The 21,852-nt window shown below is 56.5% G+C and carries 21 protein-coding genes and 5 tRNA genes; 13 read left to right on the top strand and 13 right to left on the bottom strand.

Translation table 11 applies throughout. The annotated features are described in order from the left end of the window. Positions 1-82 precede the first annotated feature (82 nt). The 3 genes from NQ014_RS03095 to NQ014_RS03105 all read right to left on the bottom strand — a co-directional run bounded on the left by NQ014_RS03095 (position 83) and on the right by NQ014_RS03105 (position 1,547). Positions 83-691 carry a copper chaperone PCu(A)C gene (locus NQ014_RS03095; protein WP_257073677.1) on the bottom strand — a complete coding sequence of 203 codons (609 nt, stop codon included), beginning with the start codon at positions 689-691 and terminating at the stop codon, positions 83-85. A gap of 4 nt (positions 692-695) precedes the next feature. Further along, on the bottom strand, positions 696-1,286 hold the full coding sequence (locus NQ014_RS03100) for a copper resistance CopC family protein (protein WP_257073679.1): 591 nt from the start codon (positions 1,284-1,286) through the stop codon (positions 696-698). Positions 1,287-1,472: 186 nt separating this feature from the next. Beyond that, positions 1,473-1,547: transfer RNA gene (locus NQ014_RS03105), tRNA-Val, on the bottom strand. Positions 1,548-1,904: 357 nt separating this feature from the next. Here NQ014_RS03105 and NQ014_RS03110 point away from each other — a divergent pair. From NQ014_RS03110 to NQ014_RS03125, 4 genes are all read left to right on the top strand, one after another. Then, positions 1,905-1,977 (top strand) — tRNA-Gly (locus tag NQ014_RS03110). Between the two features lie 66 nt (positions 1,978-2,043). Further along, positions 2,044-2,114 (top strand) — tRNA-Cys (locus NQ014_RS03115). Positions 2,115-2,146: 32 nt separating this feature from the next. Then, a tRNA-Val gene (locus NQ014_RS03120) sits at positions 2,147-2,221 on the top strand. Between the two features lie 27 nt (positions 2,222-2,248). After that, positions 2,249-2,321: transfer RNA gene (locus NQ014_RS03125), tRNA-Gly, on the top strand. A gap of 333 nt (positions 2,322-2,654) precedes the next feature. On the opposite strand, the gene NQ014_RS03130 is transcribed toward NQ014_RS03125, so the two are convergent. After that, positions 2,655-3,152 (bottom strand): ferritin, encoded by a 498-nt coding sequence (locus NQ014_RS03130; protein ID WP_005509579.1) that lies wholly within the window; start codon positions 3,150-3,152, stop codon positions 2,655-2,657. 103 nt (positions 3,153-3,255) lie between these two features. Here NQ014_RS03130 and NQ014_RS03135 point away from each other — a divergent pair, with 103 nt between their 5' ends. From NQ014_RS03135 to msrB, 3 genes are read left to right on the top strand one after another with little or no spacing between them, the layout of a single operon-like run. Continuing rightward, positions 3,256-4,068 carry a dihydrofolate reductase family protein gene (locus NQ014_RS03135; protein ID WP_257073681.1) on the top strand — a complete coding sequence of 271 codons (813 nt, stop codon included), beginning with the start codon at positions 3,256-3,258 and terminating at the stop codon, positions 4,066-4,068. Between the two features lie 11 nt (positions 4,069-4,079). Continuing rightward, complete coding sequence (locus NQ014_RS03140) at positions 4,080-5,468, top strand: glycosyltransferase family 87 protein (RefSeq protein WP_257073682.1); 1,389 nt, start codon at positions 4,080-4,082, stop codon at positions 5,466-5,468. After that, entirely contained in the window at positions 5,461-5,886 is a 426-nt protein-coding gene (gene msrB, locus NQ014_RS03145) for a peptide-methionine (R)-S-oxide reductase MsrB (protein ID WP_257073683.1), read from the top strand. The genes NQ014_RS03140 and msrB overlap by 8 nt, the downstream gene beginning before the upstream one ends. Positions 5,887-5,977: 91 nt before the next feature. Here the strand turns inward: msrB and hemQ are convergent, their stop codons facing one another. The 3 genes from hemQ to hemE all read right to left on the bottom strand — a co-directional run bounded on the left by hemQ (position 5,978) and on the right by hemE (position 9,454). After that, a complete protein-coding gene (gene hemQ / locus NQ014_RS03150; protein ID WP_257073685.1) occupies positions 5,978-6,676 on the bottom strand; it encodes a hydrogen peroxide-dependent heme synthase in 699 nt (232 codons plus the stop codon). Between the two features lie 84 nt (positions 6,677-6,760). Then, a complete protein-coding gene (gene hemG, locus NQ014_RS03155; RefSeq protein ID WP_257073686.1) occupies positions 6,761-8,239 on the bottom strand; it encodes a protoporphyrinogen oxidase in 1,479 nt (492 codons plus the stop codon). A gap of 105 nt (positions 8,240-8,344) precedes the next feature. Then, positions 8,345-9,454, bottom strand: coding sequence for a uroporphyrinogen decarboxylase (hemE, locus tag NQ014_RS03160; RefSeq protein WP_257073688.1), 1,110 nt, complete (start codon positions 9,452-9,454; stop codon positions 8,345-8,347). A gap of 134 nt (positions 9,455-9,588) precedes the next feature. Between hemE and NQ014_RS03165 the strand changes: the two genes are divergently transcribed. Together NQ014_RS03165 and NQ014_RS03170 are read left to right on the top strand one after the other, a co-directional pair. Next, on the top strand, positions 9,589-10,179 hold the full coding sequence (locus NQ014_RS03165) for a DUF3000 domain-containing protein (RefSeq protein WP_101688165.1): 591 nt from the start codon (positions 9,589-9,591) through the stop codon (positions 10,177-10,179). 40 nt (positions 10,180-10,219) lie between these two features. Further along, positions 10,220-11,521: an HRDC domain-containing protein gene (locus tag NQ014_RS03170; protein WP_257073691.1), complete on the top strand. Its 1,302-nt coding sequence runs from the start codon at positions 10,220-10,222 to the stop codon at positions 11,519-11,521. On the opposite strand, the gene NQ014_RS03175 is transcribed toward NQ014_RS03170, so the two are convergent. From NQ014_RS03175 to dut, 3 genes are all read right to left on the bottom strand, one after another. Next, entirely contained in the window at positions 11,522-12,787 is a 1,266-nt protein-coding gene (locus NQ014_RS03175; RefSeq protein ID WP_257073692.1) for a class I SAM-dependent RNA methyltransferase, read from the bottom strand. Between the two features lie 134 nt (positions 12,788-12,921). Then, complete coding sequence (locus tag NQ014_RS03180; RefSeq protein WP_257073693.1) at positions 12,922-13,701, bottom strand: DUF3710 domain-containing protein; 780 nt, start codon at positions 13,699-13,701, stop codon at positions 12,922-12,924. A 118-nt stretch (positions 13,702-13,819) separates the two neighbouring features. Then, the gene (gene dut, locus NQ014_RS03185) at positions 13,820-14,272 is read right to left on the bottom strand and encodes a dUTP diphosphatase (RefSeq protein ID WP_257073694.1); all 453 of its coding nucleotides are present in this window, start codon (positions 14,270-14,272) and stop codon (positions 13,820-13,822) included. A gap of 166 nt (positions 14,273-14,438) precedes the next feature. Here dut and NQ014_RS03190 point away from each other — a divergent pair, with 166 nt between their 5' ends. Beyond that, a complete protein-coding gene (locus NQ014_RS03190) occupies positions 14,439-14,915 on the top strand; it encodes a DUF3093 domain-containing protein (RefSeq protein WP_257073695.1) in 477 nt (158 codons plus the stop codon). Positions 14,916-15,024: 109 nt separating this feature from the next. Here NQ014_RS03190 and NQ014_RS03195 read toward each other — a convergent pair whose 3' ends face one another. Beyond that, a complete protein-coding gene (locus NQ014_RS03195) occupies positions 15,025-15,321 on the bottom strand; it encodes a DUF4193 family protein (protein ID WP_016422655.1) in 297 nt (98 codons plus the stop codon). 203 nt (positions 15,322-15,524) lie between these two features. Between NQ014_RS03195 and cei the strand changes: the two genes are divergently transcribed. Then, positions 15,525-16,133: an envelope integrity protein Cei gene (gene cei / locus NQ014_RS03200; RefSeq protein WP_257073696.1), complete on the top strand. Its 609-nt coding sequence runs from the start codon at positions 15,525-15,527 to the stop codon at positions 16,131-16,133. 9 nt (positions 16,134-16,142) lie between these two features. On the opposite strand, the gene NQ014_RS03205 is transcribed toward cei, so the two are convergent. Further along, a complete protein-coding gene (locus NQ014_RS03205; RefSeq protein WP_257073697.1) occupies positions 16,143-17,036 on the bottom strand; it encodes an inositol monophosphatase family protein in 894 nt (297 codons plus the stop codon). 118 nt (positions 17,037-17,154) lie between these two features. On the opposite strand from NQ014_RS03205, the gene ppgK reads away from it, so the two are divergent. Together ppgK and NQ014_RS03215 are read left to right on the top strand one after the other, a co-directional pair. After that, positions 17,155-17,910 carry a polyphosphate--glucose phosphotransferase gene (ppgK, locus tag NQ014_RS03210; RefSeq protein ID WP_257073699.1) on the top strand — a complete coding sequence of 252 codons (756 nt, stop codon included), beginning with the start codon at positions 17,155-17,157 and terminating at the stop codon, positions 17,908-17,910. A 395-nt stretch (positions 17,911-18,305) separates the two neighbouring features. Next, complete coding sequence (locus NQ014_RS03215) at positions 18,306-19,868, top strand: RNA polymerase sigma factor (RefSeq protein ID WP_257073700.1); 1,563 nt, start codon at positions 18,306-18,308, stop codon at positions 19,866-19,868. Between the two features lie 362 nt (positions 19,869-20,230). Here the strand turns inward: NQ014_RS03215 and NQ014_RS03220 are convergent, their stop codons facing one another. Next, on the bottom strand, positions 20,231-21,838 hold the full coding sequence (locus NQ014_RS03220; protein ID WP_257073701.1) for an SLC13 family permease: 1,608 nt from the start codon (positions 21,836-21,838) through the stop codon (positions 20,231-20,233). Positions 21,839-21,852: the final 14 nt, after the last annotated feature.

A 21,852-nucleotide genomic window follows, 5' to 3' on the forward strand; every position in this document is an offset into this window, starting at 1 on the left:
ATCCAGTTAGTCAATTCCTCGACGTACCTGAGCTCACGCCCGCTTTACGACGAGCCATTGCTTGACCAACTTGTCACAAGAATTAGTGGCTCGAGTGATCCATCTCACCGCCGCCCATATGCTCTGGGTTGTTCAGGTCACCGTCATTACCGTAGTCTTCTTCACCCGCTGGCTGGACACGAACCTCAACGTCCTGGGTGATGCTAGAGCCGTCGGAAAGCTCAATGACGAGCTTGTACGTAGCTCCCACATCCATAGCTTCATCATTGTCCATGATCATGAAGTGAGTGCTGCCCGGTTCGAGAACAAGTTCGCCATTAGCCGGAATCGTCAAACCTTCCGGCACCTCGAACATCTTGCCGTCCTTGGTGTCGTGCTGCTCGAACTTCGTGCCCTCCTTCAGCCCCTCAAGCTTGAAGGAGGAAACTTTAATGTCCTTATCGGTGTTGTTGGTCAGCGTACCGAAGATGGCGGTCATGCCCTTGTCAGCCGGCTTTTCCTTGATGTAGGCATCAGCCAGCTGCACAGCAGCATCGCTCTTCTCCATCTCAGAGGTAGCCTCGGTCGCAGCGGAGGTTGCGGACTCAGTCACCTCAGCAGCAGTGTTATCGTCGGACGAGCAACCTGCCAGAGCAAGGGTCAGAGCTGCGGAACCAGCGATCAGTGCAGTTGCAGTGCGATTGAGCTTCATGTGTCTATTTTGCCTTTCGATTAATAACGATGACGACAGCGGCGATGATGACGATGAGTCCACTACCGAGGCCATAAGCCCATAGCGGTATTGACTTCGTTTCCTCGGCGTGCGCACCGGTCTGACGAGATTCTGCCCCAGCTTCGGCTGCGCCAGCAGCATCCGGATCAGCCACTGAGAAAGAGGTCTTTCCTCGGGTGGAGTGACCATCAGAGGAGGTGATTTGGAAACCAATAATGTAGTTGCCAGGCCCTGGATTGATCTCCTCAGGAATATCCAAAGAGACCTCATTACCCACTACCTCTGGCTCATGGGAGTACAGGACTTCCTTGGCATCTGCATCACTAATTGCAACGGTGTTGAAGTTGTTCTTGGGGTTGCCGGAGAACTTGAGAGAAACGTGGTGCGGAAATTCATCGAGAACCTGCTTGTCGCCTGGATTCGACGACAGGACGGAATCATGAGCACTCGCAGGGGCTGCATTGATAACGGACGCGCCGGCAAAGACCGCAAGCGCCGCAGCGGCGGCTACTGCACGTCGGAAACCCGACTTTGAGAACCAAAACGTTTCGCCTGAAGCGACCCGGGGACTCACTAGAACAGTTCAACTCCTTTAAGCGGGACAGTTCGAGAAGAACAGCAGTAGTCTGACCGCTGCCCTTATACCTATTGTCGGATGGTAGTCCAGAAAAGTTCCCGAGAGGGACAAATATAGTTCAGGTCACACAGCAAAACCCCGGCCGCGCCGTTTCTATACGATGCGCCGACCGGGGTTTCTAACTGGTAGTCCCAACTGGGTTCGAACCAGCGACCTTTCCGGTGTGAACGGAACGCTCTTCCACTGAGCTATGGGACTCGGGCAGAAAAGCACTAAGCCTTTGCTGCTCTGCGGAATAAGTTAGCACGCGTTTTGGAAATTTCCCTAATTGAGTTGCGTTGTGTTTGCGATTGCGCAGTTCGAAGATTTATTAACCCACCAATGGAACTCCATGACGATAGCGACTCGATAGTCCCCCGTAACAAACCCGCGAAAGCGAATAAATGACATCGTTGCGATTCAGAGGCATCAAAGGTTGGTCTTTAGCCCTACGCCCACAGGCACAATACAGATGTTCACCTGGTAATTTGTAATCAATCGCACAAGCACGCTAAAGTATTTTTCGCACCGCAAGAGAGCAATTGAGATTCTTCTTCGCTCTCCTTGCAACGTGATGCGGATGTAGCGCAGCTGGTAGCGCATAACCTTGCCAAGGTTAGGGTCGCGGGTTCGAGTCCCGTCATCCGCTCTGGTTTCTCAAGAAGTTAAACTCTGTGGTATAACTTCGAGGCAACCACTGAGGCGGCAGCCTCACGGTGGAATGGCCGAGTGGCGAGGCAACGGCCTGCAAAGCCGTGTACACGGGTTCGATTCCCGTTTCCACCTCAGCAGAGATTCCTTATCGGTTTCGATGTATTGCGCGATTAGCTCAGTGGGAGAGCGCTTCCCTGACACGGAAGAGGTCACTAGTTCAATCCTAGTATCGCGCACCACGTAAGCCCTTTTGGGTGAGCGTATTTGCGGATGTAGCGCAGTTGGTAGCGCATAACCTTGCCAAGGTTAGGGTCGCGGGTTCGAGTCCCGTCATCCGCTCAGACCAACTCCCTTCCGGGTATCCGGGAGGGAGTTTTCGTTTAACCTTTGTTAGGCAACCAGTTTCATTGAGTCCTACCGCTCCCCTGGGTTAAGCAGGAAAAATGTTGTCCGGCAGGCGTCTTGGCTGGCAGGTTTTCCAATTCGGCGAGCTCTGCTGAGCAGCTCGCTCGTCTAAATGCTATGGACGGTCAGCCCATGACAGCTCCCCGAATTTCGGTTTGACTGGACGCCAAGCCCATCAATTGATATCCCAGCTGAATAGAAATGACCGCCCCAGGGCTAAGTGCCTGGGGCGGTCATTTCTATCGAAACTGTGAATCGAGCTCGATCTTAAGCTGCGTCGCGAGCGCCAAGCTCCCGGTCGATACGCAGCAGGCCAGCACCGTTGTCGCCAACAATCTCCAGGCGACCGATGATGCCACGCACGGTGTCTTCTTCCTCAATCTGCTCAACCACGAAGCTGTCCAGCAGCGGGCGGGAGTCGAGATCCCCCTCGCTATCAGCAAGCTTGCGGAGGTTACGGATAGATGCCGAAACCTTTTCTTCATGCTCTAGAGCGATGCGGAATGCATCGATTGCGGAAGTGACCTTCACCTCCGGTGCGTCGACGGCACCAATCTGCGGGTGGTTGTCGCGAGCATCGAGGTGTGCGATGAACTGATTCGCGTGATCAACTTCCTCATCCGCCTGTGCACGCATCCACTCTGCCATGCCGGAGAGATCCAGCAGATCCAGCTCGATTGCCAGCTGGCGGTAAACGTGGGAAGCGGTGAGCTCCATAGTGATCTGGTCGTTGAATGCCTTCTCAAGAGTATCTGTTAGTCGCATGCCACTACTATAAGTGGAACCCTTATAAATGACAACGATTATAATACTCCCCTTATAAGCCAGGCCTTGCCTATTTTGCAATTGTCGGCTTAACCTCAGCGGTATGGCTACACTCACCTCCAGAAGCCCATCGACCGACGAAACTCTGCAGTTTCTTTCCCGACCTGCGCAAACGGCACATGATTCAGCAGCGTTGTCCCTCGCCGCCTCCACCGTCACGGCCATCGCCGTCACCAGCTTGGACGGACGCGGCGCCGTCGAAGGCACCTCGGGCCAGCTTGGCAACGACACCGATGCCACGGTTTTCAACACGCTTCGCGCGCTTGCCGACGTCGTTTTCGTTGGTACAGGCACCATTGCGTCCGAGGGGTACGGGCCAGTTGAGATACCGGAGTACCTAGAGGCCGTTCGACAGAAGCTAGGTCGCTCCGAGCACGTGGCGATGTCCACACTCTCGCGCTCGTTGGATTTAGATATAAAATCTGACTTTTTCGCGAATGCAGAAGTCAATCCTCCGATAATCTTCACCCCGACTGAAGATATTTTTAATGATGAAGAAGCAAAGGCCGCTCACAAGAACAAAGCTAGAAAGATGGAGTCGGCCGGGGCTCGCGTCGTTAAGCTCCCTGACCCCTCGGTAAAAGCGGCGTTAGCATGGCTGGCTGAACATGGGTATCGAGACATTGTCGTAGAGGGTGGGCCGACGATATATCGAGAAACATTCAAAAACGGGTGCGTCGACGAACTGTTCCTGACATTGTCGCCGATGTGGGTGGGTAACGGCCCCCTGACTTTCGGCGAGAACGACCCTGATGAGGACTCGAACTCGACGACCCCGCAGGCTTTTGAAGTGCGGGATATCCTACGTTCCGACTCACACATCTTCCTACGCTATTCCCGCAGCTTCACCCAGTAGGGTGGAGTATTGTGAGTAAACCAAAAATCGACGTGAGCGCAAGCGCAACGGCATTAACGCAAACGTCCAAGGACACGCCAGAGACAAATTCGGTGGCTCCACGCCCTCTGTCTCGGCAGGTGTCGCGAGGACTCAGCGCTTTCTTGTGGCCTATCGCAGCTGTGGTGATTTTTCACCGCACCTGGGTTTTGCCGAAAGACGTGTCTGGCACAGATGACTTTACGACGGTCTGGTCGGCAATTAATCGATTCGTATCGCAGGTACCCGTTTATTCGGAAGACTACGTAACAGCCGATCCACACTATCTGTATTCCCCAGGCGCTACCCTACTTTTAGCCCCGATTGATTTGTTCGGCTCGCTTGAATCGGGCCGAATCTGGTTTGCGGTATTTCAGTCAGCTGCAATCATTGCGGCAATTGTGTTGCTACTCAGGTGGCTTGGTATTGCGCGCTCTGGCCCCATCATTCCAGCGTCGATAGCACTGCTCTACCTTACGGAACCCGTTACCAACACCCTTGATTTTACGAACGTTAACGGTTCACTGTTCCTTGCATTAGTGCTATTTTTTATTGCATTGACCGAGCGACGCAATATCCTGGCCGGCCTGATTATCGGTATCGCAATCACTATCAAGCCCGTATTCTTGCCAATGCTGTTCCTACCGTTCATGCGCAGGCAGTTCTCTACGGTACTGACCAGTATCGGGGTGGTAATTGCAGCCAATGTCATCGCGTGGCCGCTCATGGTCCAACCACGTGACTACCTAGATATCACTATCCCCTACCTGGGAGTTGTCCGTGACTTTGCAAATGCTTCACTGACTGGGCAGCTTGTTTGGCTGGGTGCCCACCCGACACTGATCTTGCTGTGGCAAGTCTTTTTCGGCATTTTCGTCTTGGTATCTGTCGTGCTCCTTCTTCGCTGGCTCGAAAGGGATGAGAAATTCTGGATTGCTACGACTTCCGGAGTTCTCTTCACCGGCGCGTTCTTCCTTTCCAGCCTGGGACAGCAGTACTACTCGATGACACTCTTGCCAATGGTTCTCACCGTGCTTCGCCCATTGGTTTTGGCTCGCGACAATGAAGGAAATATTGGTTCGACAGTCATGTTGAATTGGGGCGCAGGACTCGGAGTCGTATTCTGTTTCTTCTACGCCAATTGGTGGATTGATGAGGATGACCTGTTTTTCCCGTGGTTCACGGTTGCAATCGGCGGTATTGGATGGGCCGTTCTTATTCTCTCCATCACGGCAGCACTCATTCGAATGACGATTGTAGATGCCGTCAATGGGCGTAGCTTTGCATCCGGCTTCAGCTGGCTGAGCGACTGGAAGATCGCAGGCAGGAAATCTAATCAGGAATCTGATCTCAAGTCTGAGGAGGCTATTCAGAATGGTTGATTCGCATAACGAAGACTGGAATCTGAGCGAAGAAGAATGGCGCGAACGCCTCAGTGCCGCGGAGTACCAGGTTTTGCGTCAGGCAGGTACTGAACGCGCCTTCACCGGTGAGTACACCGATACTAAAACTCAAGGTGTCTACCGCTGCCGGGCTTGTGGTTACGAGCTGTTTCGGTCGAACGAGAAGTTCGAATCTCACTGCGGTTGGCCATCCTTCTTCTCTCCACTAGCTGGAGACCGGATTATTGAGCGCCAAGACACGAGCCTCGGTATGGTCCGTACCGAAGTGCTGTGCAGTCGTTGCAAGTCTCACCTCGGCCACGTCTTTGAGGGTGAGGGATACAATACTCCGACCGACCTGCGTTATTGCATCAATTCAATTTCACTCACGCTGGAACCGGACAAGACGGCTGAATAACTAGATAAAGAAGTAGCGCCGCTGGTCAAAATCCCGTCAGTTACCGGGCCTTGACCAGCGGCGCTGCTGATTCACTCGTAGATCGCGCAGACTACGGCAGAACGGTGATAATCTCCGCAATGTCATCGACGCGACGGCCCGTGTGGAACGGAATCTCTTCGCGGACGTGCAGACGAGCCTCGGTGTAACGCATCTTCCACATCAAGTCCACAATGCGGTCGAGCTCCGGCCCCTCGAATGCAAGGATCCACTCGTAGTCGCCGAGTGCGAACGCCGGGACAGTATTGGCGCGCACATCCGGGTAGTCACGACCGGCCATACCGTGTTCAGCAAGGATACGTCGACGCTCGGTCGGCTCCAGCAGGTACCAGTCGTAGGAACGGACGAACGGGTAAACCGCAATCCATCGTCCCGGCTCTTCACCCATGATGAACGACGGCAGGTGCGACTTGTTGAACTCAGCTGGACGGTGCAGTGCAGCGTTCGACCAGTGCGGAGTGGATGCCTGGCCCAGCGGAGTCTCGCGCAGGAAGGCGTTGTAGAACGCCTGCAGATCTTCCAGCTTCTCTGCGTGAATCCAGAACATGAAGTCAGCTTCAGCACGCATGGCCGAAACATCGTAGAAACCACGGATGGTCAAATCAGTGTCTTCGTAACGAGCCAGGAATTCCTTGGTCTTAGCCACTGCCTCTTCGCGGTTATCACCGAGTGCACCTGGGGTCACCTTGAAGGCAGACCACATGGTGTAGCGGATGGTGTCATTGAGCTTCTTGAAATCGAGCTTGGTCATTAGTTATCTCCTAGTTCGGTTGAAAGGTTTGTTTACAAACGATGGGTCAGCGCCAGTTTCGTACTCAGCACCAATCTCGCAGCTTTATGCTATCTCCGCAGCAATCTTGCTGGCCGCAGCCTTGGCGTTGGAAATACATTCCGGAATGCCCGGGCCACTGAGCCATGCCCCTGTTGCTGCAAGCTTAGGCACCTCGTCCAACTCCTGGCGAGCAAAATCCATCAGGCCTCCATGCCCCATATCGAAGCGTGGAATCCCCGCCCACCAACGCTGGACGAAAACCGCTGTCGGTTCGGCATCAAATCCAGTCGCCTTAGCCAAATCCGCCTTTGCCCTGGCAATCAGGTCATCGTCGCTGCGATGCACGTGCGAGTCATCATCAAAACGGCCGAAGCTCGCCCTCACAACGGCACCGTAGCGCTCACCAATATGTGGCCACTTCCGGGACGACACTGTGAAAGCTTTCGCGGACAGGTCCGCACCAATCTCGCACAACACGCCGTTGATCTCCGGCAGTCCTTCCGACGAGTCGAAACACATACCGACCACCGCCGAGTTCGACGTGTCTACCCCACCGATGAGCTCAGCCGCCTCTGGCGCAAGATTGCTCAACAGCTCCGATGTGGTTGCAGAAGGTGCTGCCAGCACAACACCGTCGACGTCGATAGTGCTAACGCTCGTGCCGCTTTCCGACGGCGCTTCCACTGTCACCTCAAAGCCACTGTCATGCTGCCGCAGACCGGTAGCGTTCGTCGACAAGAGGAGTTCGGCTCCCGATTCGTCGACAAGCGTGTTGTAGAGAACCTCGAAGCCATCGCGGAACGTTTGGAAGACCACCGGTCGCTTCGCCTTCGTCGAGTCTGTCGCAGCCTCACTGCTCAGACGCGCCTGCTGCGCCTGCTTACGTGCTTCCAGAACGCGCTGGACAGCGCCGGTGAGGCTGACATGATCACCGACACTGGCCATTTCATCAAGCGCTGCCGCCAGCTGTGGGATGGTCGCACGCAGGCCAAGGTCGTATGCGGTGGTTGAGTAGACGCCCCCGAGCAGCGGGGAGACGATGCGGTCGACGACTTCCTCACCGAGCCGCGCCGCGACCAGCTGGCCGACGTTCATGTCGTCTCCCAGTACCCAGTGCAAGGCTGGAGTGAGCTCGGGGTTCGACTCGGCATCAATCTTGGCGAGGGTGGCCTCGCTGAGGAGATAGTCCAACCCTTCTGAGCTTCCTGGAATACCGGTGACCGTGTTACGCGGAAGGTCCTTGAGTTCACCGCCAATGTAGAGCTTGGAAGGCAGCCCCGAAGGGGCGACTAGCTGATCTGCCAAACCGAGTTCCTTGAAAAACTCGGTGGCATCGTGACGGAACGCCAGATACGCCTCAGCGCCCGCTTCGAGAGGGCCGTTAGCTCCTGGTCGAGTCTTCAGCTTGCCACCAACCTGTGCACTGGACTCGATGACAATTATTCTTGCGGCGGGTCCGAGCTTTTTACGCAACTCATACGCTGCGGTCAGGCCGGAGATACCGCCACCTACGACGGCAATGGTAGAAGGTTGTGCAACCACGGTATTTCGTACGCTTTCTCTATGCCCGCGCCGCTAGCGGGCACGGTCGATAAGACTTGTAGGAAATTAGCTAGTGCGTGTTTTACACGCCTGTTGCGTCGGCTTTTACGTTGCGTGAATGATCTCAACAGCGCGCGTAATCGCGTCGGCATCGGTATTCGGTAGCACCCCGTGACCCAAGTTGAAGATATGTCCACGGGCGTCACCACGCTTAATTGCACGGTCCGCCTCAGAGCAGATGCGCTGAATCTCTTGGGTCATTGCATCTTCACCGGCAAAGAGAATCGCCGGGTCAAGGTTGCCCTGCAATGCAAGGCTGTTTTGCGCCGGGTCTGCGCCTCGGTGAACGTCGGAAAGCGTGGCACGAATGCGGTTGGCAGCAACGTCCAGTGGCACACGCCAGTCGACGCCCATGACTTCTGGGCCGGCTTCAGCCATCGCACCGAGAAGCTCTCCGGTCCCCACACCGAAGTGGATGCGCGGAATGCCGGCGTCGGCGACGGCCTGGAAGATTTCCTTCGAGTACGGCAACACAAAGCGGCGGTAGTCGCGCACGGTGAGATAGCCAGCCCAGGAGTCGAAGAGCTGAATAGCGTCCACACCAGCACCAATCTGCGCACGCAGGAAAGCAATCACCATCGGAGTGATTTTCTGCATCAGGTGATCCCACAATTCAGGGTCCGAGTGCATCAGCGCCTTAGTGCGCTCGTGATTGCGGGATGGACCGCCTTCAATCAGGTACGACGCCAAGGTGAACGGTGCACCGGCGAAACCAATGAGTGCCTGGGTATCAGTCAGCTCTTGCAGAATGAGGCCGATACCCTCGGCCACCGGAGCGAGTTGCTCTTCCGTGACTTCCGGTAGAGCCTTGATGTCTGCTTCCGAGCGCACCGGAGTATCCATTACTGGACCGCGGCCAGGAACAATATCCAAGTTGACACCCGCGGCCTTCAGCGGCACGACGATATCGGAAAAAAGAATCGCAGCATCAACGTCGTGCCTACGTACCGGCTGCATAGTAATCTCAGCGAGCAGTTCCGGACGGAAGCAGGAGTCCAACATACCGATGTCCTTGCGCACCTCACGGTACTCAGGCAGTGAACGACCGGCTTGCCGCATAAACCACACCGGGCGGCGCGAAGGAGTTCGACCGTAAGCTGCATCAAGAATCGGGGCATCAGTCAAAGTGCGACGATTGTTCATACGGACAATCATGCCCCACTTACCTTAGAAATAAATGTGTGGGGTACTAAGAACAGGGAAATCGCTCGCCCTGCCGTGCGTTTTCGACGAACCGCTTGGTCGCTTTCCGCTCTTTTCGGCGCGCCTCCCACTAATGCAAGCGTCATATGGCTAAGTTCAGGCGCGTGAATGGAACCGATTCAACGCCACAGAACTTCCGCGCCGCGGTCGAGTCAATGCACTCTGCTGAACTGCGACCTGAGATTGCTCTGGGCACCGTTCGGCCACCGCAGAAGCTGGCACCGTTTAGCCACGCTGTCTCGCTTGAGGTCACGCAGCCCGAAGCTGATATTGTCCCTGAGTCCTCGGACGATGATGCCTTTGGTCGCTTAATTTTGCTTCATGACCCCCGCAGTGAGGAAACCTGGGACGGTGACATGCGCTTGGTTGCATACATCCAGGCAGATATGGATGCCTCCCTCGCGGAAGATCCGCTCCTTCCCCAGGTTGCCTGGCAATGGCTCACCGAAGCTCTGGCTGAAAACAACGCCGAACTGTCGAACTTGGGTGGCACGGTGACAACTACGAACTCTGTCCGCTACGGCGAGATTGGCGGCAAGCCACAGGCCTTTCAATTAGAAATGCGCGCATCGTGGACTGCTCGTGGCACCGACTTGCGCACTCACGTTGAATCCTTCGCTCAGGTACTAGCGAACGTCGCTGGTCTGCCACCCGTCGGCGTATCCCTGCTGGGCTGATACCGACGACTGCTGATACCGACGACCGAAGAGGCGTGCGATGAGCTCCGACGTGGAAACTAGTCCCGACGTAGAAGTAAGACTTGCCCCAGCCGAGGGAACTCCACGCGTGCTCTCCGCCATCGACGACATTGTTGACGCCGGTGAGCAGCTGGCCAACGGACACGGTTGGCTCGCAGTCGATACTGAACGAGCTTCGGCATATCGCTACGACGACCGCGCCTTCCTCCTTCAATTTCGCCGCCGTGGAGCGGGCACCTTTCTCATCGATCCCGAAGACGGCCGCAAGGCGATGACCGTTTTCGGTTCCTCAGTCAACGACCTGACCTGGATCATTCACGCAGCTCATTCTGACCTTCCCTGCCTCGCGGCTCTGGGCCTCTACCCCACCAAAGTCATTGACACTGAGCTGGCCGGCCGCCTTCTCGGACTGGAGCGAGTCAACTTAGCAGCTCTAACAGAACGACTCCTCGGAGTTGGACTTGCCAAAGGGCACGGTCGAGAGGATTGGTCTACTCGTCCACTGCCGGCGGATTGGCTGGACTACGCAGCCCTGGATGTCGAGCTGCTCATCGAACTCGCCGAGGTTCTTTGTCAGGCGCTGACTGAGCTCGACCGTTTGGAATGGCTGGAACAGGAATGCGAACGCGAACTAGCTCTAAACCGTAAATACCTCGATGGTCTGCACGTCGGACACTCGTGGCAGGGGCTCAAAGGGATTGGGAAGCTGCGCACTCCCGAACAACTCCACGTCGCCCGTGCACTGTGGACTGAGCGTGACGAAATCGCGCAGCGCCGTGATGTCTCCCCAACACACGTCATGGGTCACAGCGTTCTACGTACAATCGCAGAACAACTCCCCGGTACGCAGCGTGAGCTGACTGCAATCCGTGGATTTCCACGTCGCCGTCGCGGTGCTGCGGACGCTTGGTTGAAGGTCGTTAATGAAGCCCGTCAGGAACCCAGGTCGTCATGGCCGAAGCCCCAGAAGCAGCCTCCCAACGAGATGCCCCACTTTCGACGTTGGGCTGAGCATGCCCCACAAGCTGCCGAGATTTTCGAAACCACGCGAGACTGCATCGACAACGTCTGTGCCCAAATACACCTGCGCAAAGACACACTCATCACTTCCGCGCAGACACGTGAACTGGTTTGGTGGATTCACAGTCGCGCAGTCGGCTCATTCGTTTTCCGCCACCACGACAACTACGCTGGCGGCCTGCCAGCCGTTACCGAAATCTCCGCTCACCTCAGGGAACAGGGTTTCCGCCCATGGCAGGCACATTTGCTTGCCGACGTGATTGGCGCCAACGTTCTTGCGCCCATGCGGCAGCCACTCTAGCTACAGCTGCTCCAGCACCGCGATGGTTTCAAAGTGATGCGTTAGACCAAATGCGTCCACGACCTCGAGGTGTTTGAACGCGTAGCCGTAGTCAGCCCAGTACCGGGCATCGCGGGCAAAAGTCGCCGGATCACAACCGAAATGTACGACCGTGCGTGGCTTGGCTTCAGCAATAGCGGCAATGGCATCCTTACCAGCACCGGAGCGCGGAGGGTCGAGAACGACGATATCCGGGTTTGGTGTTTCCTCATTAGCAACTTCGCGGCGCACTACCTTGGTGACATCCCCAGTAACGAACCGGACTGGTGCCGCAGGCGACGCATTTCCACTGTGGTCAGCTGCAGTGAAAGCCTTGCGCCCCGCCGTCGCGGCTGCGGCAAAACCCTCGACAGAGAGAATTGAGCCCTCTGCGTCAACTAGCTTGCGCAGTGCCGCCGACAGAACGCCTGCGCCACCGTAAAGATCCCAACCACAGGAGAAAGACTGACCAGCCAACAGGTCGATGATGCGCGATCCATAGAACTCGGGGGCATGGCAATGGGCTTGCCAAAAACCGGTCGTCGGCACATCGAAAGTAATTCCGTGAACCGTGTGCTGTGTAGTTGGCTCGCCTTCAATCAACGTTTGCTTGCGGTTCCTGCCGATGCCAGATACGTACACAGCACTTCGGTTACCCTCCGTGTCCATGGCCACATGGAGTTCTCCTGGCTTCGGCTTCTTGCTCCCTCGACCGCGAGCAGGCTTAGCGACGGGGATGGTTCTGGCCGTCGAAAAGCCAGCGATGAGATCGGGAACTGTTTGGACACACTCGGAGCCGATGACGAGCTCGTGGGAACGGGAACGACGTAATCCCGCTCGTCCCTGGGAATCCACACCCAGCCGCACGCGCGTGCGCCAACGGGAGGTCGGAGCCAGTGGAAGAACATCGATAGCTGGCAGTTCGTCGGCGGTGAAACGTCCAAGACGGCGCAGGCAATCGGTCAGGACATCAGCCTTGAGACGCGCCGCGTGCTCAGGATCAATGAAACCCCAGTCGCAACAACCCGCGCCCTGCTGAGCTGCTTCGCAACGCTGCGAAATTCGATGTTCTGAGGCATCCAGAACCTCAACGACATTGCCACGCCACAGCTTGGCATCAGGTTTGGCAATTTCGACAACAACGCGTTCGCCGGGGATACCGCCGGTGACGAAACCGATTCGTCCGTCATAGCTGGCAATGAATTCTCCGCCGGCAGCGGGACGGTCAATAGTCACTTCGATGTTCACGCAGTGTGATACTACCCGCTGACAAGAGAAAAGCCGCCGTCGGGTGACGGCGGCGGGTAGTGCACAGTGGCGCCTGCAGATCCTCTTCTAACTGGTCAAGCAGCTAGCTTCTCTCTGCTGGAGGGTGGACCAAACTAATTGGTGGAGCCATCCGGGTTGATACCTGTAGCGCCTGGCACCTGCCCAGGTTCACCTTCAGCTTGAGCAGCCTGGGTCTGCTGCTGGTATGCCTGACGAATCTGCTCGGCCATCTGGGATGGCAGCGTAACCGGAAGCGGCTGACCTGCCGGCATCGGGTTCTCGCCGCGAGAAACGAAGCTACGGGCAAGGAGACCGCGGGCGAGATCCGCAAGATCCGCCGCCCGATCAGCCGGACCAGAGGCCGTCATGCGAAGCATCCAACGCGGGCCGTCGGCGCCAATGATTCGCATTTCCATATCGGAGGTGCGACCTACGACCTCAGAACCCCACGGCCCCTGCTCGACATGGACATCGAGTCCATCGGACTCAAGACCGTCCTTGATTTCCTGAGCGGACTCCTCCCAGAGGCCACCCGACGTCGGAGCAGCGAATGCTACAGGAGTTACGCGGCCATGCTCAGTGGCGACGTGCAGCATGGTCGGACCTGTCGGCCCCATCTCCACCTGAATATCACCAACGTGAGGAATAGGCAGCAGCATCGAACCGAGGTTCAGACTGGCCTTCGCGAAGTCCGAAAAATCAAACTGCGTCGGGCTAGCGCTGTTGATGTCGAAGGGGCCGTTTGCTGGTGCGTTCTCCGCGGCAGTTTCCGGCGCGTCGTCATGCAGGGTTGCAGTAGCTTCCTCAGAAGCTGGCGCCGCAGAGTCGGTGGTAACGGCCTCTGCCTCAGCAGCTGGTTCTTCTGGCTGGTTCTTCTTTCCAAATGGCCACATGGTGGTTTATTGACACCTCGCTAAAAAGAAATCTTTGTATACGCCTTTGTAAACGCTTTATTGAGCTCTTCACGCATTGAACCACACTTGGTAGGGTCCCCGCGCTGTCAGAGGCGTTTTAAAGCGTCGTGGACACTCCGGTTGAGCCGTGACCGCCCGCACCGCGTTCAGTTTCATCGAGTTCATCGACTTCCACCAGCGGGCTGAGCTCGACCTTCTGCACAACCAACTGTGCGATTCGATCGCCTTTGGCGATCTCCACCGCATTGGTCGGATCCAAGTTGATCAGGCAGACTTTAAGCTCACCACGGTAACCGGCATCAACCGTGCCGGGAGCGTTGACAATGGATAGCCCCTTTTTGAAAGCCAATCCGGAGCGAGGATGAACCAATCCCACTGTGCCCGCCGGCAAAGCAATGGCAATACCGGTTCCCACGAGCGCCCGCTGCCCTGGTGCTAGGACGACATCCTCCACTGAGCTCAAATCCACACCGGCATCATCGGCATGCGCACGCTGGGGAATCACTGCGTCTTTAGCGAGCTTTTTCACTCGCACCGGGGCATAAGTCATCTCTTTGTATATCCTTCACTGTCGCGTCTTTTAAGAACCGCACTTCGGCCTTATCAGTTCCGAGCATAGCCGTGCCCTAGAATGGATAACCGTGAGTGGAAAAGATAACCTGCAGCCTCGTCGCGACGACAGCTCAGCATCCGTCTCTGAAGGAGCGGCAATAACAATGAGCTCGAGCGGAGATTCATCGATTGTCTATTCCGAAAAGCTCTGGGTTCCCTGGTGGTTCTGGATACTCGGCGCTGCTGCCGTTTTCGTATGCACGGCCCAGATTGGCTTTAACCGTTCACCGATTTGGCTTGTCGTCGGCGGCATTATTTGTCTGGCCGTGGGCGTGTGGGTGCTGTTGACAATGTCGAAGACCACGGTGTCCGTGGAAGTGGACAGCACTGGTGAACGCTGGCTTCACGCTGGCACGGCAGTTTTGCCAGCATCGGTTGTTGCCAAATCCCTGGTGGTCCCGAAGTCCGCGCAGCGCAATGCGTTGGGCCGTCAGCTCGATCCAGCAGCATTCCTGGTTACGCACACGTGGATTCCCACGATGGTGCTGCTAGTCCTCGACGATCCGGACGACCCAACCCCCTATTGGCTGGTCTCCACCCGCCGCCCCGAGGCACTGCTTGATAGTCTCTTCGACCGCTAGGTCACAATCTCTCACCGCCGCTACACGCTTGCCGACGGCTCCAGCGCCGCCATTACCGTGATAGTGGCGGTTTTCCTTTTCCTAGGAAGGTATCCCGGCTGTGCGGGGATTAGGCACAGTCCTGGCAGATGGGGAATCCATCGCCGTTATCGATTGCGATCATTGAGCGGTGCATCACCATGAAGCAAGAGCCACAGGTGAATTCATCCTCCCCCTTCGGGGCAACATCCATATCAAATTCTTCACCCGCGATGTCGGCGACCGGCAACTCGAACGGCTCAACAATTTCGCCGTCGTCAGTGTCGTCGATTTCCTTCTCAGCAGATGCAGCCTGAAGGCCCTCGAGGGAATCGGTCTCCAGCTCTTCGGTTTCACGAGTACGCGGGGCATCGTAGTTTACAGCCATGTCCCAAACCTTCTTTCTGGACCTTTGCTAGACATTGTGAACTGACTTTTTCTCGGAGAATACAACGCGTTGAGACGATTGACACCCTGTACTCTCCAGTGCCTTTCTCAGCGGATATTAAGGCAATTCACGCAATCTGTCATCTCTGCAGGTCAGAATAGGTTTCTATGCCCATAAGCCGTGGAGAGGATAACATGATGGCTATGAGTTCAGGCCCCGCGAGCACTTCGAGCGCATCACATCGACGAAAAATTGTTCCCTACGTGGTGGTTTCCGTAGTTGCTGTAGTGATTGCCGCTACGTCGTGGGTATTGGCATTCCGCAGCCAACCGGCCAGTTATCCGGTCCCCTGTACCCTCCCCGCGGCTGGCACCCCTGTTTCCTCCACCACGCTAATCGGAGAACACGTCGTTCCACCGTCGGATGTTCATGTGCGCGTCTATAACGCCAACGGCAAAGTCGGCCAGGCTACAACCGTCGCCGAGCAATTGCGGCAGCTCGATTTTGTTCTCGATGAGCAGGTTCCCTACGGCAATGACCCTATTGTGGAAAACCAAGACCTCGGCTGCTTCGGCCAGCTGCGTTATGGCGAGCAGTTCAATAGCCACGCCGCAGCGCTTCACGCTCTTTTCCCCTGTTTTGAGCTCATCCACGATGGACGGCCGGATGCAACCGTCGATGTGTCGTTGGGTAAGGGGTTTAAGGACCTCGAAGTAGCCAGCCAGGTTGAGGAAACGTTGTCCGCATTGAACCGTGGCGAACAAGCCGACCTAGAGGGGTTGAGCTCGTTAGGCTCGAGCACCTGCTCCTAGACCGATGCACTAATTCCTAGCCTTCGCGATAGCACCATCCAATGCCTCGAAGAACGCATCGGCAACTTCCGGATTCGCCGCACCGACACCGAAGTCGAGCGGGTCTCCCTCCGGCCGGCCAGCAGCGTTAGCACACTGAGTGAATTCCGGGACCCTAATCCTTGCGCCTGCTTCAGCCGCAATCAGAGCACCTGCTGCATAGTCCCAAATCTTGATGTCGTGTTCGTAATACGCATCAACACGGCCGTGCGCCACCATGCACAAATCCAGCGCCGCCGATCCCATGCGACGAATATCTCGACACTCCCCCAGCAACTGCGACGCTATCCGGCCCTGCACCTTCCGGAGACTAGCGGAATAGCTGAATCCCGTTGCCACAAGTGTCTTTTCCAGCTCGGCCGTTGGGGAGCAACTAAGCGTCTGGATAGTGCCGTCCGGCCGAGATACCTGAGCGCCCTCTCCCTTTGCTGCGCTGTAAATCTCTCCCGAGGACACATTTGCTACTGCACCCGCCACTACCTCATCGCCTACGGCGCAGGCGATACTCACAGCAAAATTGGGCAGGTCGTAGAGGAAATTCACTGTGCCATCGATGGGGTCTACGATCCAGGTCACCGCTTCGGCCGCGTCGGCAGTTTGCGCTGGAGAGTCCGCACCGTCGTCAAGCCCACCTTCTTCGCCCAAAATTCGGTCGGAGCTGCTAAACGCCTTGATGAGCGAACGAATGAGCTCCTCAGATTCACGGTCGACCACGGTGACCGGGTCTACAGGTGAGGACTTCGTTTCGGAACTTGCTAAAACGCCATCGGAGCCGAGTTCGACCCGACGACTAGCGATGTGCGCCGCGGCTGCGCGGGCGATAAGTACCGCGCGATCGCGCAATTCCCTGATGCTGGGTCGCACGGATCCGGGGCTATTCGGTGCACTAAACCCCCTATTATTTGTCCTGCTAGCGAGTTGTTCGGTGCCATGCGAGTTATTGCTCATGCCCCCATTGTGTCTGTTTCGTACAATTTGAGCTATGGGACAACGAATTGGATTTGCCATCGACGTCGGAGGTTCTGGAATCAAGGGTGGCCGCGTGGACCTTGATACTGGGCAGCTTATTGGCGATCGCATTAAGATTTTCACGCCACAGCCGGCAACTCCGGAAGCAGTTGCGAAGACCATTGCGGAAATCGTGGAGATTGCGCAGTGGGATTCCGACATCGGCATTACGATTCCGTCCGTCGTACAGAATCAGATTGCCTTGCTGGCCGCCAATATTGACGGTTCTTGGGTTAATACGAACTGCCAGGAGCTCTTCGCTAAGCATCTGCCCAACAACAGGGCGCACGTGCTTAACGACGCTGACGCTGCCGGCCTAGCTGAAGTCCAGTTTGGCGATCCGGGTAATAAGACTGGCGCCGTGTTGTTGCTGACTTTTGGTACCGGCATCGGCTCCGCGCTTATTCATGACGGACTGCTCTACCCCAATTCGGAGTTAGGCCACCTCGTCATCGATGGCATGGAGGCTGAACACTTTGCGTCCGCGAGAGTTAAAGATGTGGAGGGGCTCGGCTTCGAAGAGTGGGCTGAGCGCGTGAGCAAGGTGCTTAAGATCTACGAGGCGCTGTTTTGGCCGTCACGAATCATCGTCGGCGGCGGAATCAGCCGCGAATACGAAAAGTGGATTCCGCTGTTGACATGTAAGACTCCAGTTGTGCCCGCAAGTTTGGATAATAATGCGGGTATTGCTGGCGCCGCCTTTGCAGCTGACCAGGGGCTTTACCCTTAAACAGTTTCATTTCTTATACGGGGATTGATCGCTACGTGGCGGGCGTAACACGTGCTTGAAGCCATGCCCCGTGGCGGCGATTTTCAGAATTGGTTTACAATAAGAAGTTGACTCACGGCAAGGTTGAATAATCAACAGGCTCGAGGAGGATTGGGAAAATCGAATTCAAGCGCACTGCTTCGATGAGGATTTTCACCGATTACTTCTTCGCTAAGAGCCAGAAAGCAACACTGATGACCGTGGCACGAAAAGGTCAGCTCTGAATGTTTTCCATTCGGCTAGTTGGCTATAGACGAAGTAAAGGCGCACCACTGGCGCGTTGAGCTTCTCTCTGACAGAGAGAAGCTGGCGGCGGCTTTGGCGGCGCACACAACGTACATCGTGAAAGGGCGTTCGTGGCAGGCAACGAACTGGGGCAAGCTCAGGACCAATCCACCGGGAGTGGCACCGGTTCAGCTACTCCTGCAAAGAAGGCTGTAAAGAAGGCCATCAAGAAGGCAGTAAAGAAGACCGCGGCAAAGAAGACTGCCGCGAAGAAAACTGCTGCCAAAAAGACGGCTGCTACCAAGACTGCGGCGAAAAAGGCGACCGCTAAGAAGGCAGCTGCCAAGAAGACCGTGAAGAAGGCGGCCAAGAAGTCGGTCGCTAAGAAGACCACGCGTAAGGCCGCCGCCAAGAAGGCAACTAAGCGAACAACGGCTGCGAAGGCCACCGCGGCCAAGGCTGCTGCGGCGAAGGCGAAGGACGCGCAGGCTCTCGACGCAACTGAGAACGAGGAGCTCGAAGACGAGGAACTCGACCACGACTTGGAGCAGGAGCGGGACTACGACCCGGATCTGGATGATGATCTCGAAGACGATGATCTTCACGACGATCTGGATGATGACGACCTCGAAGACGACGACCTCGACGAGGATGGAGAAGAGGACGACGAGGACGAGGACGAAGACGAGGATGAAGAGGACGAGGGCGACGAGGTCTGGAACGAGGACGAGTCCGCTCGTCTGCGTCAGGCCCGCAAGGATGCTGCCCTCACTGCCTCCGCTGACTCTGTCCGCGCCTACCTCAAGCAGATTGGTAAGGTCGCGCTGCTGACTGCCGAGGAAGAGGTCAGTCTGGCAAAGCGCATCGAGGCCGGTCTGTACGCGCAGTACAAAATTGACGAGGCCAAGGAAGCCGGCGAGCGCATCGCTTACGCTCAAAAGCGCGACTTGCGCGAGATTTCTCGCGACGGTCAGCGCGCCAAGAATCACCTACTCGAGGCCAACCTCCGTCTTGTGGTGTCCCTGGCAAAGCGCTACACCGGCCGTGGCATGGCTTTCCTCGACTTGATTCAGGAGGGCAACCTCGGCCTGATTCGCGCGGTCGAGAAGTTCGACTACACCAAGGGCTACAAGTTCTCCACGTACGCGACGTGGTGGATTCGCCAGGCCATTACTCGTGCAATGGCCGACCAGGCTCGAACCATTCGTATTCCGGTTCACATGGTTGAGGTCATTAATAAGCTCGGCCGTATCCAGCGCGAGCTGCTCCAGGATCTGGGCCGCGAGCCCACTCCGGAAGAGCTCGCTAAGGAAATGGATATCACCGAGGAAAAGGTCCTCGAGATTCAGCAGTACGCTCGTGAACCGATTTCGCTGGACCAGACCATCGGTGACGAGGGCGACTCCCAGCTCGGTGACTTCATTGAGGACTCCGAGGCAGTCATCGCCGTTGACGCCGTTAGCTTCACGCTCCTCCAGGATCAGCTTGGCGACGTTCTGGAGACACTCTCCGAACGTGAAGCCGGTGTCGTCCGTCTGCGCTTCGGCCTTACCGACGGCATGCCACGTACCCTGGACGAGATTGGTCAGGTCTACGGTGTGACGCGCGAGCGCATCCGTCAGATTGAGTCCAAGACGATGTCCAAGCTGCGTCACCCATCGCGTTCGCAGGTGCTGCGCGACTACTTGGAGTAAAGCTTTAACCTGGAGTCGTAAATGGGCTAACAGCTAGACCCCGAAAATCGGGCTCGAATGAGGTTTCACACCTTATTCGGGCCCGATTCTTCTTTTTGGTATCAGCGCTAGTGAGTTACTGACGGCGTTTATGGCGGGCGGCGGTGGGCCAATCCGAGTTACTGACTGCGTTTATGTCAAAAATGGCCTGAAAAATGGCCTGAAAGTGTCATAAACTCACACAGTTTCACATGTGCAGCCAAAAGCCCCGGACCACCGAAGTGGAACGGGGCGAAGGAGCATCTAAGCAACGCTAGGCGAAACAGTCCGATGGTGGTCCAGCACGCTGGCCCACCATCCTCTACCAGCTACCAAATACCCAGCTAGTACACGACGCCGAATACCCACTGCAGCAGCGTCAGCGATGCCACAGAAATCACGATCAGTGCGACGACGTTCAGCCAGACACCGGCCTTGACCATGTTGTCCATGCTGACGTAGCCGGAGCCGTAGGCGATAGCATTCGGCGGTGTTGCAACCGGCATCATGAATGCCGAAGTAGCCGCCAGAGCAACCGGAACTGCGAAGATCATCTGGTCGTGGCCCAAGCCGATTGCCATCGCACCAACCAGCGGCAGGAAGGTCGCGGCCGTCGCGGTGTTAGAGGTGAACTCGGTCAGGAACAGCACAACGGCGCCGACGACAACCACGAGTGCAGCCACTGGCATCCAGCCGAGAGTAGACAGCTGCTCGCCAATCCAGTCCGACAGCCCAGAGGCACCGAACTGCGAGGACAGCGCCAGGCCACCACCGAACAGCAGCAGCACGCCCCACGGCAGCTCTAACGCATTTTCCCAACGCATAAGCTTAACGCCATCAGGACCGCCCGGAATAAGGAACAGCGCAATACCCACGGTCATTGCAATCACCGCATCGGCAATCTTGGTGTCGGGCAGTAGCACCGGAACAAAGACCCACGCCAGTGCAGCCGCGATAAACACCATGAGCACGCGACGCTCACCAGTCGACATACGGCCAAGGCGCTTCAGCTCTTCACGCATGAGTTCGCGACCACCCGGAATATGCGTAATCTCCGGCTTAAACAGAACATTTGTCAGCAGGAACCATGCACAGAGCATGAGCACAACCGCCACTGGGACACCGAGCAGCATCCACTGGCCAAATCCAATATTGACTCCCTGCTCCGCCATGTAGGCCGCCAGCATCGCATTCGGCGGAGTACCAATAATCGTGCCCAGCGAACCAATCGATGCCGCGTAGGCGATACCCAGCATCAGCGCAATACCGAAGTTCGACTTTGGCATCGGGTCATAGCTTGACGACGACTCCTCGGCCTCCTCCAGCGCATCCCCACCGGGGGTTTCAGCGACGGATTCACTCGCAGAACCCGCATCCTCTGCAGCAATCTTTTCATCGTGCAGCATTCGGACAATTAGGCTCAGCACGGACACACCGATTGGCAGCATCATCACGGCCGTAGCCGTGTTGGACACCCACATCGACAGGAAGCCAGTAGCTACCATGAAGCCGAGAATCAGCATCTTTGGTGACGACCCCATGAGCACCAGAACCCACAATGCGACCCGCTTGTGCAAGTTCCAACGCTGCATCGCCAGTGCCAACAGGAAGCCGCCCATAAAGAGGAAGATGGTCGGGTCTGTGTACTTGCCCGAGAAATCCTTAATCTCCGCGAGGTTGAGAATCGGGAATAGCGCCAACGGCAGCAGAGCCGTAACGGCGATCGGGATAGCCTCGGACATCCACCACACGGCCATAAGCACTGCTACACCTGCGGTTGCACGCAGGTTGTGATCGAGCTCAGCCGGCATAAAGAAGTACACCAGCAAGGACAGGATAATACCGAGCCCTAGACCGGTGCGCTTACGGAAAAGCTCCCGGCTGAGGTAACCACGGTCTTGTTGACCAGGTGACAGTTCCGGGGAGTTGTCGCGCGTAGATGTCGCTGCCACGATTCACGCTCCTA

It is taken from the genome of Corynebacterium sp. 5QC2CO, assembly GCF_024580435.1.
Lineage (GTDB): Bacteria > Actinomycetota > Actinomycetes > Mycobacteriales > Mycobacteriaceae > Corynebacterium > Corynebacterium jeikeium_D.

Bases quoted from the DNA above. Each gene is read 5' to 3' on its own strand.
- NQ014_RS03135 (WP_257073681.1), top strand. From the start codon at position 3,256: ATGGCTACACTCACCTCCAGAAGCCCATCGACCGACGAAACTCTGCAG.
- cei (WP_257073696.1), top strand. From the start codon at position 15,525: ATGAGTTCAGGCCCCGCGAGCACTTCGAGCGCATCACATCGACGAAAA.
- hemQ (WP_257073685.1), bottom strand. From the start codon at position 6,676: ATGACCAAGCTCGATTTCAAGAAGCTCAATGACACCATCCGCTACACC.
- NQ014_RS03095 (WP_257073677.1), bottom strand. From the start codon at position 691: ATGAAGCTCAATCGCACTGCAACTGCACTGATCGCTGGTTCCGCAGCT.
- NQ014_RS03165 (WP_101688165.1), top strand. From the start codon at position 9,589: ATGGCTAAGTTCAGGCGCGTGAATGGAACCGATTCAACGCCACAGAAC.
- NQ014_RS03130 (WP_005509579.1), bottom strand. From the start codon at position 3,152: ATGCGACTAACAGATACTCTTGAGAAGGCATTCAACGACCAGATCACT.
- NQ014_RS03190 (WP_257073695.1), top strand. From the start codon at position 14,439: ATGAGCTCGAGCGGAGATTCATCGATTGTCTATTCCGAAAAGCTCTGG.
- ppgK (WP_257073699.1), top strand. From the start codon at position 17,155: ATGGGACAACGAATTGGATTTGCCATCGACGTCGGAGGTTCTGGAATC.
- hemE (WP_257073688.1), bottom strand. From the start codon at position 9,454: ATGATTGTCCGTATGAACAATCGTCGCACTTTGACTGATGCCCCGATT.
- NQ014_RS03195 (WP_016422655.1), bottom strand. From the start codon at position 15,321: ATGGCTGTAAACTACGATGCCCCGCGTACTCGTGAAACCGAAGAGCTG.
- msrB (WP_257073683.1), top strand. From the start codon at position 5,461: ATGGTTGATTCGCATAACGAAGACTGGAATCTGAGCGAAGAAGAATGG.
- NQ014_RS03170 (WP_257073691.1), top strand. From the start codon at position 10,220: ATGAGCTCCGACGTGGAAACTAGTCCCGACGTAGAAGTAAGACTTGCC.
- dut (WP_257073694.1), bottom strand. From the start codon at position 14,272: ATGACTTATGCCCCGGTGCGAGTGAAAAAGCTCGCTAAAGACGCAGTG.
- NQ014_RS03180 (WP_257073693.1), bottom strand. From the start codon at position 13,701: ATGTGGCCATTTGGAAAGAAGAACCAGCCAGAAGAACCAGCTGCTGAG.